Source organism: Bacillus sp. LSHTCR4 (genome assembly GCF_057197025.1).
The window spans coordinates 717,760-744,096 of sequence record NZ_JBXUNO010000001.1; the positions used below are offsets into that span (position 1 = coordinate 717,760).

The 26,337-nt window shown below is 34.4% G+C and carries 26 protein-coding genes and 2 pseudogenes; 21 read left to right on the plus strand and 7 right to left on the minus strand.

Features of this window, described 5'->3' with window-relative positions:
• The first annotated feature begins 22 nt into the window (after positions 1–22).
• From AC2CGR_RS03735 to AC2CGR_RS03790, 12 genes are all read left to right on the plus strand, one after another.
• On the plus strand, positions 23–298 hold the full coding sequence (locus AC2CGR_RS03735) for a flagellar biosynthetic protein FliQ (RefSeq protein ID WP_001098085.1): 276 nt from the start codon (positions 23–25) through the stop codon (positions 296–298).
• 15 nt (positions 299–313) lie between these two features.
• On the plus strand, positions 314–1,075 hold the full coding sequence (locus AC2CGR_RS03740) for a flagellar biosynthetic protein FliR (protein WP_001055718.1): 762 nt from the start codon (positions 314–316) through the stop codon (positions 1,073–1,075).
• A gap of 10 nt (positions 1,076–1,085) precedes the next feature.
• On the plus strand, positions 1,086–2,132 hold the full coding sequence (gene flhB / locus AC2CGR_RS03745) for a flagellar type III secretion system protein FlhB (protein ID WP_001030102.1): 1,047 nt from the start codon (positions 1,086–1,088) through the stop codon (positions 2,130–2,132).
• Between the two features lie 23 nt (positions 2,133–2,155).
• The gene (flhA, locus tag AC2CGR_RS03750) at positions 2,156–4,222 is read left to right on the plus strand and encodes a flagellar biosynthesis protein FlhA (RefSeq protein ID WP_484480531.1); all 2,067 of its coding nucleotides are present in this window, start codon (positions 2,156–2,158) and stop codon (positions 4,220–4,222) included.
• 14 nt (positions 4,223–4,236) lie between these two features.
• The gene (flhF, locus tag AC2CGR_RS03755) at positions 4,237–5,538 is read left to right on the plus strand and encodes a flagellar biosynthesis GTPase FlhF (RefSeq protein WP_484480532.1); all 1,302 of its coding nucleotides are present in this window, start codon (positions 4,237–4,239) and stop codon (positions 5,536–5,538) included.
• Positions 5,539–5,580: 42 nt separating this feature from the next.
• Positions 5,581–6,354, plus strand: a complete 774-nt coding sequence (locus AC2CGR_RS03760; protein ID WP_484480533.1) for a flagellar basal-body rod protein FlgG — start codon at positions 5,581–5,583, stop codon at positions 6,352–6,354.
• Between the two features lie 161 nt (positions 6,355–6,515).
• The gene (locus tag AC2CGR_RS03765) at positions 6,516–7,352 is read left to right on the plus strand and encodes a TrmB family transcriptional regulator (protein ID WP_484480534.1); all 837 of its coding nucleotides are present in this window, start codon (positions 6,516–6,518) and stop codon (positions 7,350–7,352) included.
• Positions 7,345–8,070, plus strand: coding sequence for an AzlC family ABC transporter permease (locus AC2CGR_RS03770; protein ID WP_000029966.1), 726 nt, complete (start codon positions 7,345–7,347; stop codon positions 8,068–8,070). Before AC2CGR_RS03765 ends, AC2CGR_RS03770 begins: the two co-directional genes overlap by 8 nt.
• Positions 8,061–8,372: an AzlD domain-containing protein gene (locus AC2CGR_RS03775; protein WP_000425942.1), complete on the plus strand. Its 312-nt coding sequence runs from the start codon at positions 8,061–8,063 to the stop codon at positions 8,370–8,372. Before AC2CGR_RS03770 ends, AC2CGR_RS03775 begins: the two co-directional genes overlap by 10 nt.
• A 62-nt stretch (positions 8,373–8,434) precedes the next feature.
• Complete coding sequence (locus tag AC2CGR_RS03780) at positions 8,435–8,605, plus strand: DUF3951 domain-containing protein (protein WP_000602230.1); 171 nt, start codon at positions 8,435–8,437, stop codon at positions 8,603–8,605.
• Between the two features lie 87 nt (positions 8,606–8,692).
• Complete coding sequence (locus AC2CGR_RS03785; RefSeq protein ID WP_131101801.1) at positions 8,693–9,280, plus strand: TetR/AcrR family transcriptional regulator; 588 nt, start codon at positions 8,693–8,695, stop codon at positions 9,278–9,280.
• Entirely contained in the window at positions 9,270–9,668 is a 399-nt protein-coding gene (locus AC2CGR_RS03790; RefSeq protein ID WP_131101802.1) for a DUF5367 family protein, read from the plus strand. Before AC2CGR_RS03785 ends, AC2CGR_RS03790 begins: the two co-directional genes overlap by 11 nt.
• A gap of 27 nt (positions 9,669–9,695) precedes the next feature.
• Here the strand turns inward: AC2CGR_RS03790 and AC2CGR_RS03795 are convergent.
• From AC2CGR_RS03795 to AC2CGR_RS03810, 4 genes and pseudogenes are all read right to left on the minus strand, one after another.
• Positions 9,696–10,055 (minus strand): annotated as a pseudogene (locus tag AC2CGR_RS03795) (hypothetical protein).
• Positions 10,056–10,661, minus strand: coding sequence for a dienelactone hydrolase family protein (locus AC2CGR_RS03800; RefSeq protein WP_087964887.1), 606 nt, complete (start codon positions 10,659–10,661; stop codon positions 10,056–10,058). It abuts the pseudogene before it with no gap.
• Positions 10,662–10,663: 2 nt separating this feature from the next.
• Positions 10,664–10,999, minus strand: a complete 336-nt coding sequence (locus tag AC2CGR_RS03805; RefSeq protein WP_087964889.1) for an antibiotic biosynthesis monooxygenase family protein — start codon at positions 10,997–10,999, stop codon at positions 10,664–10,666.
• A 109-nt stretch (positions 11,000–11,108) separates the two neighbouring features.
• Positions 11,109–11,672 (minus strand): annotated as a pseudogene (locus tag AC2CGR_RS03810) (glycosyltransferase); the annotation flags it as partial.
• Between the two features lie 222 nt (positions 11,673–11,894).
• Here AC2CGR_RS03810 and AC2CGR_RS03815 point away from each other — a divergent pair.
• The 4 genes from AC2CGR_RS03815 to AC2CGR_RS03830 all read left to right on the plus strand — a co-directional run bounded on the left by AC2CGR_RS03815 (position 11,895) and on the right by AC2CGR_RS03830 (position 18,677).
• On the plus strand, positions 11,895–15,230 hold the full coding sequence (locus AC2CGR_RS03815) for an isopeptide-forming domain-containing fimbrial protein (protein ID WP_484480535.1): 3,336 nt from the start codon (positions 11,895–11,897) through the stop codon (positions 15,228–15,230).
• A gap of 47 nt (positions 15,231–15,277) precedes the next feature.
• Positions 15,278–16,939 (plus strand): SpaH/EbpB family LPXTG-anchored major pilin, encoded by a 1,662-nt coding sequence (locus AC2CGR_RS03820; RefSeq protein ID WP_484480536.1) that lies wholly within the window; start codon positions 15,278–15,280, stop codon positions 16,937–16,939.
• A 91-nt stretch (positions 16,940–17,030) separates the two neighbouring features.
• Positions 17,031–17,831 carry a class C sortase gene (locus AC2CGR_RS03825; protein WP_131101808.1) on the plus strand — a complete coding sequence of 267 codons (801 nt, stop codon included), beginning with the start codon at positions 17,031–17,033 and terminating at the stop codon, positions 17,829–17,831.
• A 21-nt stretch (positions 17,832–17,852) separates the two neighbouring features.
• Positions 17,853–18,677, plus strand: a complete 825-nt coding sequence (locus AC2CGR_RS03830) for a class C sortase (RefSeq protein WP_205687598.1) — start codon at positions 17,853–17,855, stop codon at positions 18,675–18,677.
• Positions 18,678–18,733: 56 nt separating this feature from the next.
• On the opposite strand, the gene AC2CGR_RS03835 is transcribed toward AC2CGR_RS03830, so the two are convergent.
• Both AC2CGR_RS03835 and AC2CGR_RS03840 read right to left on the minus strand, forming a co-directional pair.
• On the minus strand, positions 18,734–18,913 hold the full coding sequence (locus AC2CGR_RS03835) for an H-type small acid-soluble spore protein (protein WP_001025740.1): 180 nt from the start codon (positions 18,911–18,913) through the stop codon (positions 18,734–18,736).
• A gap of 66 nt (positions 18,914–18,979) precedes the next feature.
• The gene (locus tag AC2CGR_RS03840; protein WP_087964896.1) at positions 18,980–20,194 is read right to left on the minus strand and encodes a helix-turn-helix domain-containing protein; all 1,215 of its coding nucleotides are present in this window, start codon (positions 20,192–20,194) and stop codon (positions 18,980–18,982) included.
• Between the two features lie 118 nt (positions 20,195–20,312).
• Here AC2CGR_RS03840 and AC2CGR_RS03845 point away from each other — a divergent pair, with 118 nt between their 5' ends.
• From AC2CGR_RS03845 to AC2CGR_RS03855, 3 genes are all read left to right on the plus strand, one after another.
• Positions 20,313–21,581: an MFS transporter gene (locus tag AC2CGR_RS03845; protein WP_087964898.1), complete on the plus strand. Its 1,269-nt coding sequence runs from the start codon at positions 20,313–20,315 to the stop codon at positions 21,579–21,581.
• Between the two features lie 118 nt (positions 21,582–21,699).
• The gene (locus AC2CGR_RS03850; protein WP_484480537.1) at positions 21,700–22,581 is read left to right on the plus strand and encodes a hypothetical protein; all 882 of its coding nucleotides are present in this window, start codon (positions 21,700–21,702) and stop codon (positions 22,579–22,581) included.
• A gap of 133 nt (positions 22,582–22,714) precedes the next feature.
• Complete coding sequence (locus tag AC2CGR_RS03855; RefSeq protein WP_087964902.1) at positions 22,715–23,239, plus strand: COG3014 family protein; 525 nt, start codon at positions 22,715–22,717, stop codon at positions 23,237–23,239.
• 40 nt (positions 23,240–23,279) lie between these two features.
• Here the strand turns inward: AC2CGR_RS03855 and AC2CGR_RS03860 are convergent, their stop codons facing one another.
• Positions 23,280–24,173 carry a LysR family transcriptional regulator gene (locus AC2CGR_RS03860; protein WP_087964904.1) on the minus strand — a complete coding sequence of 298 codons (894 nt, stop codon included), beginning with the start codon at positions 24,171–24,173 and terminating at the stop codon, positions 23,280–23,282.
• A 160-nt stretch (positions 24,174–24,333) separates the two neighbouring features.
• Here AC2CGR_RS03860 and AC2CGR_RS03865 point away from each other — a divergent pair, with 160 nt between their 5' ends.
• Together AC2CGR_RS03865 and AC2CGR_RS03870 are read left to right on the plus strand one after the other, a co-directional pair.
• Entirely contained in the window at positions 24,334–25,326 is a 993-nt protein-coding gene (locus tag AC2CGR_RS03865) for an ABC transporter ATP-binding protein (RefSeq protein ID WP_484480538.1), read from the plus strand.
• Entirely contained in the window at positions 25,304–26,329 is a 1,026-nt protein-coding gene (locus AC2CGR_RS03870) for an ABC transporter substrate-binding protein (protein WP_131101818.1), read from the plus strand. Before AC2CGR_RS03865 ends, AC2CGR_RS03870 begins: the two co-directional genes overlap by 23 nt.
• The last annotated feature ends 8 nt before the right edge of the window (positions 26,330–26,337 follow it).

A 26,337-nucleotide genomic window follows, 5' to 3' on the forward strand; every position in this document is an offset into this window, starting at 1 on the left:
CTATGTGATAGGAGTCATATAAATGAATACGTCACCAATTATAGATATTTTTCAAACTTTTTTTTATAAAGGGGTTATGATTTTAATGCCGGTTGCCGGCGTAAGTATGATTGTCGTTATTATCATCGCAGTCATTATGGCGATGATGCAAATTCAAGAGCAAACGCTGACGTTTTTACCGAAAATGGCGAGTATTGTACTCGTTATTATCATTTTAGGTCCGTGGATGTTTCAAGAGTTAACGACGCTTATTTTAGATTTATTTGATAAAATTCCATCGCTATTGCGTTCGTACTAAGATAGGTGGACTGAAATGAATATGGAATTATGGGCGGCGACGTTTTTTGCGTTTTGCCGCATTACTTCATTTTTATATTTTTTACCGTTTTTCTCAGGTCGATCCATTCCAGCGATGGCGAAGGTTACAGTTGGACTTGCTCTATCCATTACAGTGGCCGATCAAGTTGATGTCTCTCACATTAAGACAGTTTGGGACGTTGCAGCTTATGCAGGTACGCAAATTGTAATTGGATTATCGCTTTCAAAAATTGTAGAAATGCTGTGGAACATTCCAAAAATGGCCGGGCATATTTTAGACTTTGATATCGGTTTATCACAAGCAAGTTTGTTTGATGTAAATGCAGGCTCACAGTCTACTTTACTATCAACCATTTTTGATATATTTTTTCTTATTATTTTTATTTCACTTGGCGGCATTAATTATTTCGTTGCCACGATTTTAAAGTCGTTTCAATATACAGAGGCGATTTCAAAATTGCTGACGACTAGTTTTTTAGATAGTCTACTCGCAACGTTATTATTTGCGATCACATCAGCGGTTGAAATTGCTCTTCCGCTTATGGGAAGTTTATTCATCATTAACTTTGTTTTAATTTTAATCGCAAAAAACGCTCCGCAATTAAACGTTTTTATGAATGCGTATGTTATTAAAATTACGTGTGGTATTTTGTTTATTGCAATGAGTGTACCGATGCTCGGTTATGTGTTTAAAAATATGACGGATGTATTGCTTGAGGAATATACGAAACTATTTAACTTTTTCTTAACGAAGTAGGGGGACGCGCATGGCAAAGGATAATAAAACAGAAAAGGCCACCCCGCAGAAGCGTAAGAAATCGCGTGAAGAAGGGAATATTGCCCGGAGTAAAGATTTAAATAATTTATTTTCCATACTTGTATTAGCAGTTGTCGTTTACTTTTTTGGAGATTGGCTAGGGTTTGAGATTGCCAATTCTGTATCGGTGCTGTTTGATCAAATTGGAAAAAATACAGATTCGACCGAGTATTTTTATTTAATGGGGATTTTACTACTAAAAGTATCAGCGCCGATATTAATACTCGTATACGCTTTTCATTTATTCAATTATATGATTCAAGTCGGTTTCTTATTTTCTTCTAAAGTCATTAAGCCGAAAGCATCACGTATTAACCCAAAAAACTATTTTACGAGATTGTTTAGTCGTAAAAGTTTAGTAGATATTTTGAAATCACTGTTTTATATGGGATTAATCGGTTACGTCGCTTACGTTCTCTTTAAAAAGAATTTAGAGACAATCGTGAGTATGATTGGATTTAACTGGACTGCGTCACTTACTGAAATTATTAGGCAAATAAAATTTATCTTTTTAGCTATTTTAATTATATTAATCGTTCTTTCTATTATTGATTTTATATATCAAAAGTGGGAGTACGAACAAGATATTAAGATGAAAAAAGAAGAAGTAAAACAAGAGCATAAAGATAATGAAGGAGACCCGCAAGTAAAGGGAAAACGAAAAAACTTTATGCACGCCATATTGCAAGGAACAATTGCGAAGAAGATGGATGGCGCAACGTTTATTGTAAACAACCCGACTCATATTTCAGTCGTACTCAGGTACAATAAACACGTTGATGCAGCACCAATTGTCGTTGCAAAAGGGGAAGATGAGCTCGCATTATATATACGAACGCTCGCCCGTGAACAAGAAATACCAATGGTGGAAAACCGTCCGCTTGCTCGTTCATTATATTATCAAGTCGAGGAAGATATGGCGATTCCAGAAGATTTATACGTAGCTGTAATTGAAGTTATGCGCTATTTAATTCAAACGAATGAACTTGAAGTATAATAGCGCGTTTGGAGGAGATCTCTTTGTTTAAGATAGATTCTGCAAGAACCTATTTTTCTATCTTTTTAGCAGCGTCATTCGTAGTGGCGCTCTTAATTCCACTTCCACCATTTATACTTGATATCATTATCGTTTTTCTACTAAGTATGTCAGTGCTTATTTATATGCGAGCGACAAGTATTAACGAGTGGGATGAATTAAAGTCATTTCCGACGATGTTGTTATTAATCGGGATTTTCCGCGTATCGATTAACGTATCGACGACGCGAGCGATTTTGACAGACGGAAATGCCGGACATGTTATTGAAGAGTTTGGCCAGTTCGTAATTGGCGGAAACTTATTAATTGGTATCGTTATTTTTACAGTATTAATCATATTCCAGTTTATCGTTGCAAACGGTGCATCTCGTACAGCTGAAGTTGCAGCACGTTTTACACTTGATTCTTTACCAGGGAAACAAATGTCAATCGATGCGGATTTAAACCAGCGTATTATTACTGAAAAAGATGCACAGGCGAAACGAAAGAAATTAAATATGGAAACAGAGTTTTACGGAGCGATGGATGGTGCTGGGAAGTTCATTAAAGGGGACGTTATTTTCGGGATCGTCATTTTATTCGTAAACATTATTTTCGGTTTAATTGTCGGAATGATGCAGCAAGGAATGAGCTTTGCTGAAGCAGCTCTTCATTACACGCAGTTAACTGTCGGTGACGGAATTGTAAACCAAATCGGTTCATTAATGCTTGCGATTTCAACAGGTATTATCGTAACGCGTGTATTTGACGGTTCACCAGATACGGTAACCGAAGGCATCTTTAAAGAGTTATTAGCGCATGAAGTCGTTGTCTATGCGCTCGGTGGCTTATTTATCGCAATGGGTATTTTTACGCCGCTACCATTTCTACCATTCGCACTCGTTGGTGGAACAATTATCTTCTTAGGAATTCGTAATAAAAACCGAATTAAGAAAGAAAAAGAAGAAGAGCTTCAAAAAGAAATAGAAATGATTCAAGGCGAAGATGAGCAACTGCAACAAGTGGAAGATTCATTTGGTGTATTTACAGATAAATATCCAATTATTGTAGAACTCGGTTTAGATTTAGCAGCACTTGTAAAGCAAAAAATTAACGGAGAAACAGCCCGTGATAAAGTTGTTCTTATGAGGAAGTCGATTATTACCGACCTTGGTATTAACGTTCCTGGAATTAACTTTAAAGATAATACGAGTTTTAGACCACGCGGACGTTACATTATTCGTATTAAAGGTGCGAAGGCAGCTGAAGGAGTTTTGAAATCAGGTTACTTATTAGCACTGAAAACACCGAACGTAATGGCCGATTTAGATGCAGAACCAGCGAAAGATCCAATTTTCGGCGAGGATGGATATTGGATTTTAGAGCATATGGTACAAGATGCACAAATGAAAGGCTATCAAGTATTAGAGCCACTTAGCATATTAATTACGCATTTAGATGTTGTCGTTAGACGTAATCTTCATGAGTTAATTCAGCGTCAACATGTAAAAGACTTAATTAACTCCCTTGAAAATGATAACGGCGTTTTATTAGAAGAGATTAAGAAGAAAGAAATCGACTTATCACTCGTTCAAAATGTTATTAAACAATTGCTAAAAGAAGGTATTTCTATTCGTGATTTACCAACCATTATTGAAGGTATTATTGACGGAAAAGAAATTTATCAAAACCATGTTGACGGCGTAACGTCATTCGTCCGTGAATGTATTTCAAAAGTTATTTGTGAAAATGCGAAAAATCCTGACGGTAAAATATATGCGGCGCTCTTCTCAGATTCAATTGAGTTAGATGCAGACGTTGTGAACAATTCTTATCAAGGTTATTTATTAAACTGGGATTTAGATTTAGAAACGCGAGTCGTTGAGCAAGTACAGCGTGTCTTTAAACAAGCTCGTTTAATGGGAAGAGAACCAGTATTATTAACGCGTAGAAAAGATTTCAGATTTGCGATTGTAAGACTTCTTGAGCGCTATCAAGTAGAAGCACAAGTACTTTGTATTAGCGAATTAGCACCAGAAATTGTTGTAGATCAAATTGCCTATATTGAATAGTAGGGGGTGAAGTAATGGAAAGTACAGAAAAGAAAGAAGCGTTAATGCGAATAAAAGCAGCTTCGAAAAATGAATTGTATCGAAAGTTATTTGACCAATATGGTACAGATTATTATTACGTTGTCGATGAAAGTGTAAAGCGAAATATCCCGTTTTTTTGGAAAAAGAATTATGAAATGTTAGTTGCTTTTCCAGAGGATAAACAGGAAGAAGTGAACGAAGGAACAGCTCAATTTCATGAACAATTAATGGATGTTGTGAATGATCCTTCAGAACAAATTATGAAGGCGAACGGAATTCAATCGGTACTGCACAATTTAGAAAACGTGACGACTCCTATGTCATACGCGACGATGCAAACAGGAAATAGTGAAGAATGGGCAAGAAAGAAAGAGAAACTATTAAAGTTGTTTGAAAAAGGAATCGTCGTTGTGAAACAGACGGAAGAAACGAAAAAGCAAAAAGCTGTGAAGAAAGTCGTTCCTGTCAAGAAAGAAGAAGTAGTTGTAAAAAAAGAAAAGCAAGAATCTGTACCATTTATTATTCAAAAAGTAATTCGCATGCTAGAGCAAAACGATGTAGAACAATACTTCATTCATGCATATGCTGAAAAGTTAAAAGTGAAGTTTGAGAATGCGACGATGATTACAGAAGAAGAAGTGATCGAATATATATTGGAAGATATGAGATCTCATTTCAACACAGAAAACGTATTTGAAAAAGAAGTGCAAACAATTGCATTAATCGGTCCAACTGGTGTTGGAAAAACGACGACGCTTGCGAAAATGGCGTGGCAGTTTCACGGTAAGAAAAAAACGGTTGGTTTCATTACGACCGACCATTCTCGCATTGGGACAGTTCAGCAGCTGCAAGATTACGTAAAGACAATTGGTTTTGAAGTAATCGCTGTTCGTGATGAAGCTGCAATGACAAGAGCGCTTACGTATTTTAAAGAAGAAGCACGCGTCGATTATATTTTAATTGATACAGCCGGAAAAAATTATCGTGCGTCAGAAACAGTGGAAGAAATGATTGAAACGATGGGACAAGTAGAGCCAGATTATATTTGTTTAACGTTATCAGCTTCGATGAAAAGTAAAGATATGATCGAAATCATTACGAACTTTAAAGATATTCATATTGATGGTATCGTATTTACGAAATTTGATGAAACAGCAAGTAGTGGTGAGTTATTGAAAATTCCAGCAGTGTCATCAGCTCCAATTGTATTAATGACAGACGGACAAGATGTAAAGAAAAACATACATATCGCTACAGCTGAACATTTAGCGAAACAAATGTTGCAAACATCATAGAAAAGAGGTGAAGGATAAGGCAACTGCCTTATTCAAACGAGTATGAACGGTCTTTATATAGGTTCTATGGGTATGATGAATTACATGCAGCGTATTAATGTTCATTCGAATAACGTTGCAAATGCTCAAACGACAGGATTTAAAGCAGAAAATATGACTTCCAAAGTCTTTGATGTACAAGACACATATCGCCGCGGAGATGGGGCTGTAACAAATATTGGCTCAGTCGATTATGCTGTAGTGCCAGCCGCAACGCATCTGAACTTAGTACAGGGAAATATACAAATGACAAATAGTGCTACAGATTTCTTTTTAGATGACGGTGCAGCCGGTACAACATCATTTTTCGTTACATCTAAAAACGATGAAACATTTTTAACGAGAGATGGTAGTTTTACAATAAATAGTGATCGTTACTTGCAAACATCATCTGGTGCTTTTGTTATGGGAGAGAATAATGAACGTATTCGTATTCCTGAAGGAGCAAAGGTAGCTGTACAAGCAGATGGTACATTATATGATGAAGTAACACAAAATAATATTGCTCGCCTGCAAACAAAAACAGTAGATGCAGAAGCAAATGCTCGTCTAATGCAAAGAGAAAACAAAAGCTTTACACTAGCAGAAGGAAACATTGCTGATTTACCGAACGGAACAGGCTTAGTAAAAAACCATATGCTAGAAAATTCAAATGTAGATATGACGAAAGAGATGGCAGATCTTATGACGGATCAAAGAATGATTTCAGCATCACAACGTGTTATGACTTCATTTGATAAAATTTATGAAAAAGAAGCGAATGAAATATTGAGATAAAGGACTTCCGTTAGCGGAAGTCTTTTTTGTTTTTGATTTAAATTTCAGAATTATCAATTGACTTTATAGGTCTGTTTTTTTATATTAGTAGGTATACTAATAACTACTAACGTGCATACATTGTTTTGAAATGAGAGTTATATAGATTGTGAGGGGTACTGATGGATGAAATTATAAAGGAATTACAAAAGCTGGGTTTTTCCCAGTACGAATGTAAAGCGTATATTGGACTACTGAAACATTCCCCAGTAACAGGTTATGAAGTGAGTAAACAAACAGGAGTACCTCGTTCTATGATTTACGAGGTACTCGGTAAGTTAATGGATAAAGGAGCGGTACATATTGTACCTTCTGAACCAGTGAAATATGTACCAGTACCAGCTACCGAATTAATGAATCGAATGCGAAAAGACTTTGAAAAGTCCTTTGGATTTTTAGATGAGAAATTAAATGGTTTAGAACAAGAGCGACAAATAGATGTAATTTCGCATATTCGCTCAAATGATCGTGTTTTGAAGGAAATATGCAATATAATTAATAGAGCGAAGGAAGAGTTATGGATTTCTGTATGGGAAGATCAAGTGCATGAAATTGAGCCATACATTCATCAAAAGGAAGAGGAAGGTGTACATATATTTTCAATCTTATTTGGCGCTCCCAAAACAAAAATAGGCGCGACGTTTCATCATAATTATATGACGCCTCACGTTGTTGAAAAGAGAATGGGTGGTCATTTAACTGTAATCGCGCGTGACGGGGAAGAAGTATTAATTGCGAACTTCTCAAATGATAGCACTTCATGGGCTGTTACAACGTATGACCCAGCTCTAGTTCTCGTTGCTACAGAGTATGTGCGACACGATATTATGGTTGAAGAAATTACGAAGGAATTTGGAGCTGATAAGTTAGATACGTTATGGCGTGAAAATATAGATTTAGTTCATGTCGTAACAGGAAAACGAACTTTAAAAGGAATGGAGGATAATAAGGATGAGTAAAGCCGAGGCACATGTAGCTTTGCAAAGCGATGATACATTTCAGCAAGGAGTAAAAGATTGTTTACCAACTGTATTTGGTTATTTAAGCATCGGTATAGCAGCTGGTGTAATTGCAAAAACAGCAGGTTTCTCCATCATTGAAATTGCGTTTATGTCCACTTTAATTTATGCAGGTTCTGCCCAATTTATATTAGCTGGTATGTATGCAGCTGGTGCTCCTGCTTCCGCAATTATTTTTACTGTATTTTTTGTTAACTTGCGCCACCTTCTTATGAGTGCTGCACTTGCGCCGTACTTTACGAAACTGCCTCTATTTAAAAACTTACTAATTGGTTCGCAAATTACAGATGAAACGTTCGGTGTTGCAGTGCAGCATGCAGCGCAAAAAGGATATTTAGGCGAAAGGTGGATGATTGGGCTAAATGTAACGGCTTATTTAAACTGGATTCTTGCTACTATTATCGGTGGGCTGTTTGGTGAGTGGATACCAGATCCGCATACGTACGGCATGGATTATGCATTACCAGCAATGTTTATCGGGTTATTTGTACTTCAGCTCATAAGTAGTAAACCGAAACTGGCAATTCATCTTACTGTTGCAATTGTAGCAATTATAATTGCGTACGTTTCGCACTTATTTATGCCAGATAGTATAGCGGTTATTATCGCAACATTACTAGCTGCGACGATTGGAGTGGTGATTGAAAAATGGAAATGAGACTAGACGTATTATTACTTTTATTAGCAGCAGGAGCTGTCACACTCGTGCCACGTATTTTACCTCTACTCGTATTTAGCAAACTACAAATTCCAGACTGGGGTTTAAAATGGTTAAATTACATACCAATCGCGATATTAGCAGCACTTTTAGCGCAAGTTTTATTTATGCATGAGACGATGCAGTGGGATTACCTTATCGCAGCAATTCCAACATTTCTTGTCGCGATATATACTCGTAGTTTGCTAGGTACAGTATTAACAGGAGTGATTGTGATTATTTTGTTACGTTTCTTTTTCTAAAAAGGATTACGCTCATATAATAGCGAAAAGTGTAATAACATGAAAAATATAGGGGTGGTGTTATGATACTTTTAACGATAGGAGCAATTTTGTTAACGTTGTTTATTTTCTTTATTATCGGCTTCATTACGTTTATGATGTTTGTTGATAAGGCGACACCTCAAATATACTATACACCTTGTGAATCAGTGACAGTGAAAGCTAAAGGTAAACATAAAAGGAAGAAAAGTTGAATGTTGGCTTTTCTTCCTTTTGTTTTATCTGATTTTTCTGTATAATTTAAGTTAGTTATCCAACTAACTTAAAAGGGGGGCATAGAAATGGCAAAACCGAATGTTGTTAATAAAGAGAAGTTACTAGAAGCAGCAAAAGAAATTATTGCAGAGCATGGGATGGAAAAGTTGACATTAAAAGCAGTTGCAGAGAGTGCTCAAGTTACTCAAGGTACCGTATATTATCATTTTAAAACGAAAGATCAATTATTACTTGAAGTAACTGAATCGTTTTGTAAAGCGTCGTGGGAACAAATAGGAAAGGATGTACAGTTAGAAAAGGCTTTACAGTCTGCTGAAAGTAGATGCGTGAAAGATTCAATGTATCATCATTTGTTTTTTCAATTAGTAGCTAGTGGATTACAAAATGATGCGATGAAAAATAAAATTGGTGGATTGTTACATTATGAAAACCAAGAATTGACAAGAGTGTTAAATAAAAAAATAGGAGGTACAATGACATCTCAAATTTCAACTGAAACGTGGAGCATTTTATGTAATGCATTAATTGACGGATTGGCATTGCAAGCATTATTCAATCCATCTTTTTCTACAGATAAAGTATATGGTGATTTGTATATGCTCTTGGAAAAGTTTACAGTGCTACAAAAGGGAGGTAATGTGAGTGAACAATAGACTTTGGCTCACTATTTTATTTTCTATCGGCGTTTGGCTTTTTGCCTCAGCGTTCTTCATTATTTTTGGTTCTTCCGTTTTATTAGAATACACTTCAAATAGATTTTTTCTACAAATGGCGTTGCTTGAATTAGGGACAGCTATAGCTTTATATTTTGTAATTTGGTTATATCAAAAACTGGATACCTCGAAATATGCAGTTATTAAGTTAGGTATATGTGGCACAGCGATTGGTTTAACTTTAGATTCTTACATCTTGTATCATTCTTCTAATATATTCTCACAATTAACCTCACAGCAAATCATGTCATTTACCATTTGGATGGTAATTGCTTACGCTCTTTATTTAATAATTCCTTTCGTTATGGAACGAAAAAGACTGTTATAAAGAGGATTTTTATCCTCCTTATAACAGTCACATCCCCGAAAGAACTAACAACAATAAACCAAATAAAAAACTAATAAAGGAAAGAAAACCGATACATATCGAGAACACACGATTGTTTCTCCATTCGCGCCAGAAAGTGATAAAACCTAATATACAAAGGGAAAACCAAATGGGTAGAAATAGGAACTCACTAATTTTTTCGGGAAGTAACGCATAAAAAGTTGATAAATATAAGATTCAATTTGTAAAAAATAAAATGCAAACGATAATAGATTGTAAGTAGGGGCGTTTGGAAAACGCTCCCTTTTTTACGGTTACTAAAATAATAGTTAGCACTGGGAAAAAGGCAATGAATATGAAAATAAGTAAGAGTAATGTAAGTGTCATTTAACTCTCCTTTATAAGAGTGTTTTTTACAAGAAATGAATCTATTACATTGTATGCTTGATTTGTAGAGTGCCCGTTATATTTTTCAGTGTACGGATTTAGAAATCCATGTTCACCGTGTAGTTGTTGTATTTCTAATAAAGGATTCTTTTGTTGCTGCAATGTTTGAATGAAAGAGGATACTGAAAAACTAGCTTCTTTTTCAGGGAAAATAAGTAAGGTAGCACATGTTGGTTTCATATGAATATAGTCACGTATACGGGAACCGTAACATCCAATAATAAAATCTATTTTCGGATTGTTACTACATAGCCATGAGATGGTAGCACCAACACTAAAGCCGATAAGTCCAATATGTGTGTAATTACTAGAAAGATGAGTAATGAATTCTTCAATTTGCTTTTTTCCATCTTCAAATCCAATATGATTCATAAAAAAATGATATGCTTTTTCTTCATCACTATAAGGAAATGCATGTTGTGATTGTAGCAGATTAGGACAGAATACATCTATATGAGATGAAGTGAAGTGATGGATAACGTGATGCATATGGTCGTTCACACCATATATTTCATGAACAACAACGAGAGCTAATTTTTTCTTCATCGTTATAAAGTACCTCTATGAAACTTAAATTCTTTCTCAACAAGGCAGATACGTAGGTGGAAGTTTTCATACCATTGCTCACGGCCTCTTTTTTTCGCTTCTTTATGTAAGACGTTCTGTTTCCAATTTTCAATTGCTTCAAGTGATTCCCAATAAGAAATTGTGATTCCGAGCCCTGAATGATCTCGTGCACTTTCTACCCCTAGAAATCCGGGTTGCTGCTTTGCCAGTTCCTCCATTTTGTCAGAGGCGGCATTATAGTCTGTTGTATCATTTGATAAATTAGAAGTGAATATAACAGCATAATAATGACTTGCTTTTTGTGATGTGTTCTTCATTCCAATTCCCCCTTGAAAATTATTTCATAGTTTGAATTTTAGCACGAAATAAAAAGAAAAGAAGCATGAGGCTTCTTTTCTTTTTTACGCTGTAAATTTTAGTCCAGCATATATTTACGATAATATAATCTTTTGAATGAAGGATGGCATGATTTAAATTAACCGCTTTTGCATGCGTATTTTCTGTACGAGTTATGTGGGACAGAAAATTCTGCCGCGAGCTGCTTAACACTTTCACGGCATCCGTCGTCACAAATATAAATGTTTAGCAACTCTTTCGGATAAGTTGTTATTGTACAACCAGCTACAGTACGTTTTAACAAATCGATCGGTTCATTGTAAGTTGCAATAAATATGTCGACAGTAGGTAGTTTTTTGAAAGTGGATAATGGTACTTCTTTCCGTTTATACGGTTTCCATGAAACAATGCTAAAAACAATAGATTGTAAATAACCAGCCCATTCTGTAAGTAACAATAGAATACCCGCGATAATACTTATGAGATTAATAGTTGGTAACGAATAAAAAGTTCGCCAAATAAGGTAAATGGCATTACTAACGAAAAATAGAATAATGAGCAGTTTCTTTGACCATAATATTTATGGGCGAGAGCGTAAGTAATAATGATTAAGAGAAAAATAATGTCTAAACCTTCGTATATAGAAAAGTTCATTAAAAGCCTCCTTTATTAATAAGGTATGGAATAACAAAGCTTTTATATTTATATTCAAAGTAAAATTATTACTGGATACCATTATAAATTCTAAAATCTCTATATAAAAATGTATAAATAAGGATAAATTCACATATTTTGTTAACAAATCTTATGATTTATATTAGAATAATAGATATAAAATATATGTATATATAATGTTAGTGAAATATACTGAAGGAGGTGACCTCTTTGCACAGTAGGAGGAAAGAAAATAAAAAAATATTAAATGTATTTGTAGTTGTTATGAGTTTATTCTTGCTATTATCCCAATTACAGTTTTTAAGTCCGTTTGATACGGCAAAGGCAGCAGTTACAGATGCAGAAGGGTTTGACACACCGACTTACCAATCCATTCATAAAGGTGATATGTATTCTACTGGGAATGTAAATTTAGGTATTAAAGCTACTGAAGCTCAAAAGAAAACGGCATTGTATTCGGATATAACGAATATTGCGTATACAGCACCGAATGGCTATACCCGTGAACTCATTGATGTAGATGATGACCCAACAACTACAAATTCATCTAAGGCATATATTCCTGTTCCAGAAGATGCTGAAATTGAATGGGCTGGATTATATTGGAGTTCCACACGTTATGAATTAACACAGCAACAGTATGTAGCACCAGTTAAGTTCACGACTCCGGCGGGGAAGAGCTTTCAAGTAAAACCAAGTAATACGTATTACGGAAGTGGCTTGCTTTATGGTTTTGGTATTGATGGCACTTATTATTCTAACTATGCAGATGTTACAAAGCTTTTACAGTCCTCTAATTCAAAAGGAGGAAGCTATACTTTAGCAAATATCCCTTATCCAAATACAAAACTTGCGTATAATTATGGATATTATTCTTTTGCCGGATGGTACATGTTAGTAATTACAAAGGATAAGTCAAAAACAAGAAAAGTATTTACTGTTTATGATGGTGGATTGAAAAGAGCTACTGGATCTGGTGAAAAAGAATTCACGGTGAAAAACTTTCTTGCTTCAAAAACTGGAGATTTAGATCCAAAAGTTTCTGTTTTTGCTGTCCAAGGTGATAGATATTGGCAAGGTGATAAACTCTTTATTCATACAGATAATACTTGGAAGGAAGTTACTGATAAGCTGAATCCAACAGGTAATATATTTAATTCCACTATTTCTGAATATGAGGAACATATGCGAGATAAGTATCCAGGTACATTTAATCCAGATTATAAAAATAGTTTAGGGATTGATGCAGATTTAATCAAATTACCAGCAGGATATATTAAACCAGAGCAAAAGGAAATACGTTTAAAAGCTGCGACATCTGGTGATGACTACGTATTAAACACATTAGCCTTTGCAGTAAATGCAACGGCACCAGAACTTGTAATTGATAAGGAGGTAATAGATGCAAAAGAAAAGTACGATCCAGGTGATGAAGTTACATATCGTTTACGGGTGAAAAACATTGAACCGAATTCAAGTTCTGTTGATACAAAAATTGAAGATGTGTTAGATTCTCGTTTAGAATTTGTACCAAATTCGGTGAAAATCATTTCTGGTCCGAATACTGGAAATCAAACAGAACAGGTTGACTATGATGCAAAGACAAGAAAGTTAACAATAAGAATTGGTGAGGGAGCAAATGCTACAAAAGGTGGAATCTATACGGATAAAACACCTGAGACAACCATTGAATTTAAAGCGAAACTAAAGGGAGAAAAGGTAGAAACAGAAGTTCCCAATATCGCTGTCGTTCAAGGGATTGATGAGTTAACAGGAAGTCAGGTTGAAGCTAACGATTCTAATAAAGTAGTAGTTAAAGTATTACCCGAACGAGAAGAGAAACCTGGGAAGTTAGTAGCCACTAAACTAGCTAAAGATATAAACGGCGGTACGCTGAAAGTTGGCGACAAACTAGAATATACAATTCATACTAAAAATAGTGTGCCAGATTCTCTCTTAAAATCTGTTAAAATTACGGATAAACTTCCTGAAGGAGTAGAATATGTTCCAAATACGTTGATGATAAACGGGAAGGCACAAACGGATGTTGAAGATGAAGATTATGCACATATAAAAGATGAAACGATTCATGCTCATCTCGGCGACCTTAAAGGTGAGGAAGAGAAAGCAATTACGTTTGAAGTTGTTGTAAAGCCGGAGATGGCAAATAAGAAAATAAAAAATATAGCAATAGTTGAGACTGATAGTTCGAAAGATAAGGAAAAGCCTGAAGTTGAAACACTGGTTGATCCGTTGTCTGGACAACTAGAATCGAAGAAAGAGATTATTGGTATTAAGCAAGAAAAATTCCATGTCAATGATGAATTAGAGTATCAAATTAAACTTCGAAATAAGGTAGAAAATGGGCTTATTAAAGATATGCGTCTAATCGATAAACTTCCTGAAGGAGTAGAATATGTAGCCGGTAGTATGAAATTGAATGGGAATTTATTAACAGATGCAGTTGACGAAGATGAGGGGTCGTATGAGGATAATACGATTAAAGTAAACTTTGGTGACGTACTTGATACAGAAGAACGAACGGTAACTTTTAAAGTGAAAGTTACGCAAGATGCATTAAAAACGAAGGAAATTGAGAACATAGCAGTTGTTGAAGGGAAAACACCAGATAATGAAGATTTACCTCCACAAAAACCGAATGTAAAAACGAATGTGGAAGCAAAGGAACCTAAAGTAAGAAAGATGGTTTCGGATGCAGATGAAAAAGAAGTGGAAAAAGCGACATTACAAAGTATAGATGAAGAGTTTACATGGCATGTAAACTATAATTTTGGTAATGACATTATGAACCTTGAGAAAGTAGTATTGCGGGATGACTTAGAGGATATTTTAACTATCTTACAAGTAAAACTTGTAAACAGCGATGGAGAAGAAATAGAAGTTATACCGCAAATTGATGAACAATTAAAGAAAGTAAGTATTGAGTTACCGAAGCAGGACGGAAATTATACTTATCTTGCGAATCAATCGTATACAATGCATATTAAGTCAAGACTAAACGCAAATGTAAATGTAGATATGCTAACGAAATACAATGCGAATGATGGTATTCCAAATAAAGCGGAATTACTGTTTGATCAGAAAAAAATTGTGTCAAATGAAGTATTCGTAGTACCACCAACATTAGGGAAGTTTGAGATTGAAAAAGTAGATGCGAACGATGAAAATTTCAAATTGGAAGGCGCAGTATTTCAAGTGATTGATAATGGTGGAAAAGTAGTATCTGAATTAACAACGGATAAAAATGGTGTAGCTATTTCTAATCCATTGCTAGTTGGAAAATATATGTTAAAAGAAGTGCAAGCACCAGTAGGATATATGCTTATGAAAGAGCCAATTGAAATTTATGTGACTAGCGATGTATCTACCCAAAAAATAAAAATAGTAAATCATAAAAATGAGTGGATTATCCCTGAAACAGGTGGCATAGGAACAATTGTCTTTTATGTAATTGGTGGAATATTGATGTTCATTACATCTTTCTTCTTCTTCAGAAAAAGAAAGATTATGAAATAGATTAGTAGTTTGCAACAAAGGTAGACACAATAGGGGAGTGACGAATAATGAAAAGGATTTTTAGCTTATTATTAATATGTGTATTAGCTTTTTCGGCATTAATGAATATGACGGTTAGTGCGGAATCAAAAAGTACAGGTACTTTAACGATTCACAAGTTTGAACAAAGTAAAGGTTCTAAAACAACTACAGAAGGTAATGGGAAAGAAGGACAAACTGTTCCAGAAGATGCAAAACCTTTAGAAGGTGTAACTTTTGAAATTAAACGAATTGAGTCATTTGAAAAAATTTCAAATGATGGAACTGTTATAAAAGAAGATGCAAAACCAGTAAAAGACGCTGCAATAACAAAGGTAACAAACGCAAAAGGGGAAGCTGTTTTTACAAATCTTCCGCTAGGACGTTATGAAGTAAAAGCTATTAAAGGTCCAGAACATATTGAATTGGATATGACTACTTTTATAGTCGATATTCCAATGACAAGTACAAACGGTAAAGAATTAAATTACGATGTTCATATTTACCCTAAAAATGAAACAAAACGTGGTTCAGTAGAATTCGTAAAAAAAGGTGAAGGCGGTAAAGTATTAAAAGATGCAGAGTTCCATTTATTTAAAAAGAATAAAGATGGAACAAGTACACAAGTTAAGACACCGAGTTCATTAGTAACAGGTGAAGATGGTAAAGTTCGTGTTGATTCGCTAGAATATGGGGATTATTATTATTTTATTGAGCATAAGGCTCCAGCAGGTTATTTAACTAGTAAAGAGGAGCGTCCTTTCTCTATTAAGGAATCTGGTGAAGTAGTTAAGCTGGATGATATAAAGAACTATAAAGAACCTACCATTACTAAAAGTATAAATAACAGTTCAAAAGTAGCTGGAATTAATAAAGAGACAGATTATACGTATGATATTAAAACACTACTTCCTGAAGATATTCAATCATATAAAAAATATGTTGTAACAGATATTTTAGATGATCGTTTAGAAATAAAAGGCCTACCAATTGTTATGGTTGACGGAAAGAAAGTTGAAGATGGTAGTGTAAAAGTAGTAGTAGAAGGTCAAAAAGTAACCGCTACAATTGAAGATTTTTCAAAAATTAATGGGAAAGAGCTTCATTTGCAAATTACTGCAAAAATTAAAAGTGATGTTGAATCTGGAGTGAAAATTCCAAACAAAGCAGTACTTGATTTTGTAAACAAAGATGATGTTTCATCAGAAAAAGATGGAAAGCCATCTAATGAAGTGGTGGTCACACCGACAGCGGGAAATATTAAAATTGAAAAAGTTGATGGTAAAGATAAGACGCTTAAATTAGAAGGTGCGAAGTTTCAATTACAAGATAAAAAAGGTAATGTTATAAAAGTTAATGGGAAAGAAATGAATGATATAACAGATGCAAATGGTATTATTACATGGAATGAAATCCCGTACGGTGAATATCAAATTGTTGAGACGGAAGCACCAAAGTATAAAGATAAAGACGGTGCAGTCGAACAATATCAAAAGTTAAGAGATCCGATTGATATTACAATTGATGAAAAACACCAAAAAATAGAGCTACAAGTTGAGAATAATAAGAGCGGTTGGATTATTCCAGCAACAGGTGGTATGGGTACAATTCTCTTCACAGTAGTGGGCCTTATACTAATGGCGGTAGCAACATTTATTTTCTTTAGAAAAAAACCTGTAAAAAATTCTTAATTTATATGTTTATAATAATTGAGTTTAGAAAAGAGGAAAGGCATATTGCTTTCCTCTTTTCCACATTTTATCCGTAGTGAAAGAGGCTATTATGAAACGAAATATAATTTTTGGAAGTATTTTTTTACTAGGATTAAGTATATTTCTCTATCCAACTGTAAGCAATTGGTTTGCAACAAGAACACATTATTCAGAAGTAAGTACGTATGATGAAGCGATAAAGAGGCTGGAGCAGGAAGAGATTGATCGTAAAGAAACGGAAGCACGAGAGTATAATAAGAAGATCCAAAATACGACGCAAACATTTTCAGATCCTTTTCGAGAAAAGGATGGTGAACGTAAAAGTTCTACTGTGGATATGTTAAATGTTGGTGATGTTATGGGGTATATTGAAATCCCAAAAATTGATGTAAACCTTCCAATTTATCAAGGGACAACAGAAGAAGTGTTAAGCCGTGGGATTGGTCAGTTGAATGAAACCTCATTACCAATAGGGGGAGAAAATACGCATACAGTTTTAACGGGACATCGCGGTTTACCTTCAGCGCTAATGTTTACTCATTTAGACAAAATTGAAAAGAAAGATATATTTTATATTCATACATTAGATAAAGTGCTTGCCTATCAGGTAGATCAAATAAAAGTTGTGTTACCAAATGAGACAGAAGATTTATTAGTTGTACAAGGACAAGATTACGCAACATTAATTACGTGTACCCCTTATGGAGTGAACACGCATAGGTTACTAGTGAGAGGACACCGTGTTCCATATGATGCTGAAGAAAAAGAAATGATTACAAAACCTTTCATTTTAGAAGATTGGATGATCGTTTTTCCTATTGGTATTATTTGCATTGTCCTTCTAATAATCTATTTGAAAAAACGAAAATAGTATGTATTGTGTGGTGAGTGTGTGAGAAGGGGAGTTATAAGCGTAGTATTGTTTCTTACAGGATTATCACTATTTATATATCCAATGATCGCTAATTATATAAACAAGTATGTGTATAAGGCAGAAGTGATACGTTATGAGAAAATGGTTGATGATTTAAAAATAGAAGATGTAAATGAGAAGTTTCAAAAGATGGAAACATATAATAAATCGTTAGGGAAAACTACTTTCAAAATGAGTGACCCATTTGTACAGGATGATGAAATAAGTACGGAACCGTTAAATTTTATAAACAAAGATGAAATATTTGGTACGATTTCTATTCCGAAAATAAATGAGGAGTTGCCAATTTACTTAGGCGCAAGTCAAGAAAACTTAAGTAAAGGAGTAGGGCAAATTGAAGGGACTTCATTACCGATTGGTGGGAAAGATACACATGCTGTATTGGCAGGACATCGTGGATATCATGGGGCAACGATGTTTCGTCATCTTGATCAGTTAAGTGATGGAGATGTATTCTATGTAAAGGTATTTGGAAAGCAGCAAGTGTATAAAGTAATTGGCCGTGAAATAATTTATCCAAATCAAGTGGATAAATTAAATGTAATAAAAGGAAAAGACAAAGTTACACTGCTTACATGTGAACCATATACATCAAGTAAATATCGTTTGTTAGTATATGGGGAGCGAGTAGAAAGTGAGCAAAAGGAAATGAAACGTCTTAAAAAGAGTGTAGTCGAAGTTAGAAGCTATGAAACAAGAGACATATTTATAAAACTAGTTTGTGGAATAGTAGGCTTCATTGTAATTTGTATTGGTTTGTATGGATTACTAAATAGAAAATAGGAATGACATTTATATAGAAAAAGAAAAATGCCACTTCAAAAATGAAGTGGCATTTCTTATATTTCCTCTAAGCTATTAACTGGAACTGTTAATTCGCGTCCTGGGTTTTTTACTTCATATATGCGGGCGGTTTCATTGCTTTCGTCGACGTGTTGAATCATAACAGGCATGCCTTGAAAACTAACATTCGCTTGCTCCGCTGACACAGAAAGCTCTTTTGCACGTTGAATATTCATTTATATTCCTCCCATCATTATTATCTTTGCTAAAAAAGAGGAATAATATACCATTTTGAGACATTCTTAAAGTTTTTGTATTATTTGTAATGTTTCTTTAATAAATGAAGAGAAGATAGAATCTGGATAGCTATCTATTGCTTGAACGGCTTCTTTTGCCTCCTTTAAGGCAGATTTTTTATCTTGAAGTTCTATATAGCAAAGGGCACGATAAGACCCAGCTGTTAATAGCCACGATTGATCAAGTGGATGACTCATATAATCTGGTATGGTAGCGTGTTTTAATGTCTCCAAAGCGTCTTTATAACGTTTTAAACCATACAAAGATTTTCCTTTTTCAAGATAATATAATCCATCGTCTTGAAAGATTGGTTCATCTTTTAGTTTTTCTCGGAATTGTTCTAGATGCTCTAATGCGATTGTATATTCATTAGTAATTGTATTGTAGTAATAAGCTTTTAATATATCTATAATTGCAGCGGATAACGTATCTTCTGTAAAAATGGCAAATTGCTCAGATTTTTTTATGTAATATAAATATTGTTCTTTATCAGTTGTGATGATTTTTTGATAAGATAAAATGCGATAAAATTCATCTGTTTTATAATACACTTGATGTTTTTTTGAAAATGCAAGTGCATCTAAAATGACTTTTTCACATTTTTCATAATTGCCATATGCGAGTAAAATAATTGCTTCTTTTAAATATAATTGTATATGTGTAATAAGATCCATTTCTAAATTCTTCGCTTTATATTCATCACGAATTCTGGTGATCATCTGTAAACATTCTTTATATTTTTTCTGCTTGAAGAGCATATAGTAAAACAGTAGTTTCGTTTCAGTGCTTTCTCGATATAAAGTATACTTTTCAAATATAGAAACAGCGGTTTCAACGTAATATTCAATATTATAATCGTTCATAACAGCTGCTCCTGTTATGAACTGTTTATATAAACGTGCTGTATTTAAAGTAAGAGGTAGTTCTTTTTGAACGATAGGTAGTAAAGTCTCATATACTTCATCGCATTTATTTGCTTTTATTAATGGCTCCATTTTTTGAATGATTGCTACAATTTCTACATCATCTTCTTCTAATAAAAAACTCGTTTCACATTCAAGTTTTTCTGCAATATATTGTAATGTTTTCATGGAAGGTGTAGCTTTACCATTTTCAATTTGACTAAGCATACTTTTTGTCATTTCCGAACCTGCTAGCTCAGTTTGTGTAAGTTTTTTTTCTTTTCGCAATGCTTTAATTTTTTCGCCGAGAGTTGCCATATCATTGCTCCTTTATATTTAAAAAGTTAAATTGTATTTAACTTTTTGTTGTGGAAATTGGAAAGTTGATTATATAATAAGTTTAACACAATTTAACTTTTAAGGGGAGAGAGTCAAAATGGGAGATATAAGTATAGGACAACATGATTCAAGAATGAAGATTGCAACAAGAAATATCATTTTAATGATGATTGGAAAAATGACGTCTTTGCTAGGAGCAGGTATTTATACGTTCGCAATGGGGTTATACGTATTAAAGACGACTGGTTCAGGGATGGGGTTTGCAACTACGCTCGTTTGTGGATCACTTCCAAGGATGATCTGTGGCCCGATTGCAGGTGCTGTAGCAGACCGTGTGAATCGAAAGTGGCTTGTTATTGGCACTGATTTATTAAGTAGTTTAACGATGCTTATTATGTTTATTCTTGCTACTATATTTGGACCGTCACTGCTTTTTATTTATGTTTCAGCAGCATTATTATCAATTTGTGCAAGTTTTTATTCTGTCGCATTAACTTCGTCTATTCCGAGTTTAGTCGATGAGGGGCGTATTCAAAAAGCGAGTGCTTTAAATCAAACGGCCGCTTCTTTATCAAATATTTTAGGGCCGATTATTGGCGGAGTTGTATTTGGTTTCTTTTCAATTCAGTCATTCTTTTTGTTAAATAGTATTACGTTCTTTTTAGCGGTGATTCTGCAATTATTTATCGTATTTGATTTATATAAAAAAGAAGTAGCTGAGAGTAAAGAGCATTTCTTGACGAGTATAAAAGAAGGTTTTTCATATATAAAAAGACAGCATGAAATATATGGTTTAATGAAAATGGCACTTTGGGTAAACTTTTTTGCGTGTGGGCTAACCGTTGCACTTCCATACATTATCGTCCATACATTGCATTTATCTTCAAAGCAACTCGGTACTGTAGAGGGAATGTTAGCGGTTGGGATGCTAATGGGTGCGATTGCCTTATCAGTACGTAAAGAATTGAATAATCCGTTTCGTTCTATTTATACGGGACTGTTTTTGTTTGCAGGTCTAAGTTTATGTACAGTCTTCCCGTTGTTAGTTACTATTCCAAAAGTGGCAAGTTTTATTTACTATAGCACTTTTATGATGTTAATTGGTATATCAATCATGCTTGCGAATATTCCGATGCAAGTATATATGCAAAAGACGACAGATCCGAGCTACTTAGGGCGTGTATTCGGTCTACTTGAAACAATTGCTACTGCAATCGCGCCGCTCGGTATGATTGTATATGGATTATTATTAGATATGTTGCCAACTAGCATTGTTATGATGACGATAGGCGGAGGGTTATTGTTAGTTGTATTAGTTGGAGTAAAGCAACATATGGCGAAAAAACAAGTAGATGTGTCGGCGTAACAATAAATAAAAATTTTGAAGGTAAAGCGTTATTTTATTTTGAGTATAAATAAAATAACACTTCTTTATGTAATACTTTTCCAAAAAGGAGTGGTAGAATAGACAAGGGGAGGAGTAGATGTTAATGAAAAAATTAATGATGATTATATGTTTGATACTGTTAACTGTGGGATGTAGTTCGAAAGAGTATGATCAACAGATGGGGTTGGGGAAGAAAGCTATGGAAAATGGTCAATATAAAGAGGCCGTTCGTTATTTTGAAGACGCTGCGAAAGAAAAGTCTACAGATGAAATACAGCAGTACATACGGTTAGCTAATCAAATGCAAGATAGTGAGGAAGCATTAAAAGATGGAAAATATGAAGTTGCCATTGTAAGTGCAGAAAAGGTAATGCAAATAAAAGAGGAAAAAGTTATAAAGGGAAAGGCAGAACAGCTAATAAAAGAAGCAAAAGATTTACAAGAAAAAACAAAATCAACAGAGAAACAAATACAAGTAGGAAAAGAATTGTTACATGAGAAAAAGTATGATGAAGCATATCAAACTTTTAAAGAAATAGCTGATGAGAAGGTATCACAGCAATTTGTAAAGGACGCAACAACTTTCATGAATGAAGCTGTGACCGCAAAAAAACAATATGAAGATGAACAAGAAAAGGTAAGAAAAGAACAGGCTGAATTAGAGAAAAAGAATCAAGAACAGCAAAAAATAAAAGAGGAAGAAAAGAGAAAGCAAGAACAACTAAAGGAAAAAGAAGAGGAAAAGAAAAAAGCGGATACAAGTGTAAGTAATATTTCAACCGCTGAAGCAGAAAAATTAGTGAGAAAGCAGTATAATGTGCCAGTGAACACTATAGTGGAATATGATCATGATAACGAAAAAGGTGATTATGTCATTCACGTATATAATGTTATTGTAAATGGAGATGAAGGACATACGGCTACTGTCGGATGGTTCGATGTAAATCCAAAAACGAAGAGAATAAGTAAATCATTTTAGAGAAATAGCTGAATTTTAAAATTTGTAACCTTACTATTGAATTGTAAATGACCAAATTAGTATTTTAGTTTTTGAAACTCTTTTTCATGTATGTTACAGTATAGTGAGCAGGCAAAGAAAAGGAGAAAACATCATGAAAAAATTAAGTTTTGTTATGCTTTTTCTGTTAGTCGTAATGGCTGGATGTAGTAATTATGACACATATATTGAAACAGGTATGCAATCATTGAAAGATGAAAAATATAGTGATGCAACAATGTGGTTTGAAAAAGCAGAAAAAGAGAAATCAGGAAATGAAGCAAAATCATATAAAGAAATGGCCGAGAAAATGGATCACGGAGCAACGGCATTAAAAGACGGTAAGTATTTAGAAGCGAAAGACATTGCAAATGAAGTGTTACAAATGAAAAAAGACGATGCACTTGAAACAGCTGTAACATCAAATGCAGAGAATATGCTTCAAAAAGCAAAAGATGTAGAAGAGAAAGTAAATGAAAGAGTAGCTAAGCGTAGAAAAGTAGAAGAAGAAGGAATTGATAAACTCATTAAAGCTGTAGATAGTATAGACGATGTGAAAGAAAAAGAGAAAAAATTTTCAGAAGCATTAGATAAGGCTGAAGAGGCACAAGCAAAAATTGAAGCGAAGAAAAATAAATAGAGTTATAGTGTAAAAGGCTGTCGTGTATAACGACAGCCTTTTAATTTTTTGCTGCATAACAAGTGATGCTATGTAGTAAAAAAGAAATAATTTTAGAATTCCATCTGTCCTCATGATGAATCGTATAAATGTTACGTTGAAATGCAAATCCAGGGATGGGTAAATAGCATAGTTCATTTCGTTGTACTTCCTGCTCAATAGCAAGTTTAGAAATAAAGGCAACCCCATTACCGTATTTTAAAATTTGTTTCATCGTTTCTAATGAATCTAATTCAATTTCTGATTGGAATGTAATGTTATGAGCTAACATCCATTTGGTAAGTAAATCTCTCGTTGTAGATGGATTACGATGCAGTAATATCCGTTCCTTTTCGATATCTTGTAATGATACATTTTCTTTTTTTGAAAAATGATGTTCTTTGGAGAAAGCAAGAACAAGTGTATCAGGCATTACATTCGTCTGTTTTAAAAGTGATTCATCAAACGGTGCTGCTGAAATTACACCGAGATCAATTTCATGATTTTGTAGCATCGTTCGAATTTCAGGAGCTGTTTTTACCATGAGTGTTATTTTTATATTTGGAAATTCACATTGAAATTGATGAACAATTCCTGGTAAAAGATATGTCGCTGGTACATAACTAGCGCCAATTGTTATAGCACCTTTATTAAAATCTTTAAACTCTTGCGTGACCCGCCTAGCTTCTTTCATAAGTGCATCTATTTTACAAGCATAGTGATGCAATGCTTCACCAGCCTCTGTTAAGAAATATCTTCCAGAACGTAATTCAAATAAAGGCACACCGAGTTCCTCTTCTAAGCTTTTTATATGGAATGTAATAGTAGGTTGTTTAACACCAAGCTGTTCTGCAACAATCGTGAGCTTTTTGTATTTCTTAATAAGCACTACAATTTCTAATTTTAAGAGATTCATGGCAAGTTACCCCTTTTTCTTTTAACTATAGAAAAAATCTATAGAAATAAATAGTTTATTAGAAGTTTTTTAATTTAATCTTTACAGTACATTAACATTCAGTATAAATCTTCCATATAGAATGAAAGCAGGTTAAGAGTTAGGGGTGAGAGGTGAAACGATGGATATTAAAATTAGTGGATTAGAAAAGACATTTGGAAAAACGCAGGCGTTAAAGCCGCTACAAATTGTTATGAAACAAGGTGAATTCACTACACTTTTAGGACCTTCGGGATGCGGGAAAACGACTTTACTTAGAATGATTGCAGGACTTGAAGATCCAGATAAAGGTGAAATATATTTTGGAGATACGTGCATGTATTCTAGTGCGAAAAAAGTAAAAACATCTCCTCATGAACGTAATATCGGTATGGTATTTCAAGATTTTGCTTTATGGCCGCATATGACTGTATTTGAAAATGTTGCATTTGGTTTAAGAGCTACAAAGCAAACGAATCATTTACGAGAAAAGGTAGAAGATGCGATAAAGCGAGTTCGCTTGCAAGGGATGGAGAAAAGATATCCACATGAACTTTCTGGTGGACAGCAGCAACGTGTCGCATTTGCTAGAGCAATTGTAACAAAACCACATTTTATTTTGTTCGATGAACCGCTTAGTGCACTCGATGCAATTTTGCGAGAAGAAATGCGGTTAGAGCTTATGGATATTGTTCATTCTATTGGTTTAACGGCATTGTATGTAACGCACGATCAAACAGAAGCTATGTCAATGTCAGACCAAATTATTGTCATGAAACAAGGAGAAGTATTACAAAAAGGAACACCAGAAGATATTTATGTGAAACCGTCTCATGAATTTGTTGCAAAATTTGTTGGCAAGGCAAATTGGCTTGTAGAGGGTAAACAAATGGTTCGTCCAGAGCATGTGAGCTGGACAAAAAATGAAGTGTGTGAAATGTATACAGGTGAAGTCCAGCACGTTACATATGTAGGAGAGCGTTATGAAGTGAAAGTAAACATGGGGACACTCGGAATATGGACAGCTTATCACAATAGTAAACCAAGCATTGGGAAACCAGTAGCGTTATATGTACCGAAAAAATGTATTCATCATATAGGGGGAGAATCGTATGAAGAAATTCAGTTCGCTTAAGTCTTTATTTGTATGTACTTTATTATTTTCTGCAGTAGTAACAGGGTGTAGCTCAAAGACAGGTAATGCAGATGCAAAAAGTAAAACTGCGAATGAAAAGAAGATTGTTGTATATAGTGCAGGACCAAAAGGATTAGCAGAAAAAATTCAAAAGGACTTTGAAAAGAAAACGGGTATAAAAGTGGAAATGTTTCAAGGAACAACAGGTAAGATTTTAGCGCGAATGGAAGCCGAAAAGAAAAAACCAGTCGTTGACGTAGTCGTACTTGCATCTTTACCAGCGATGGAAGGATTAAAAAAGGATGGACAAACGTTAGCTTATAAAGAAGCGAAACAAGCTGATAAGCTTCGTTCTGAATGGTCGGATGATAAAGGACATTATTTTGGATATAGTGCTTCCGCATTAGGAATTGTGTATAACACAAAAAATGTGAAGACAGCCCCTGAAGATTGGAGTGATATAACAAAAGGAGAATGGAAAGGGAAAGTAAATCTTCCAGATCCGGCACTTTCAGGTTCAGCTTTAGACTTTGTAACAGGATACGTGAAAAAGAATGGAAAAGATGGATGGAATTTATTTGAACAGCTTAAGAAAAATGAAGTTACAGTAGCAGGGGCAAATCAAGAAGCATTAGATCCAGTTGTAACAGGTGCAAAAGATATGGTTATTGCGGGTGTTGATTATATGACGTACAGTGCAAAAGCAAAGGGTGAACCAGTTGATATTGTTTATCCAAAAAGCGGAACAGTGATTAGCCCACGTGCAGCAGGCATTATGAAGGATAGTAAAAATGTAGAAGGTGCGAAAGAGTTTATTGATTATTTATTATCAGATGATGTACAAAAACAAATTTCTAAAGCATATTTATTGCCTGGTAGAACAGATATAAAAGCTGAAAATAGACCAAATGTGGAAGAGATTCCGGTATTACATATTGATTGGAAAACAGTTGAGAAAGAACAAGATGAAATAGGAAAACAATTTAAGAAAGTATTTCAATAAGATGGTGA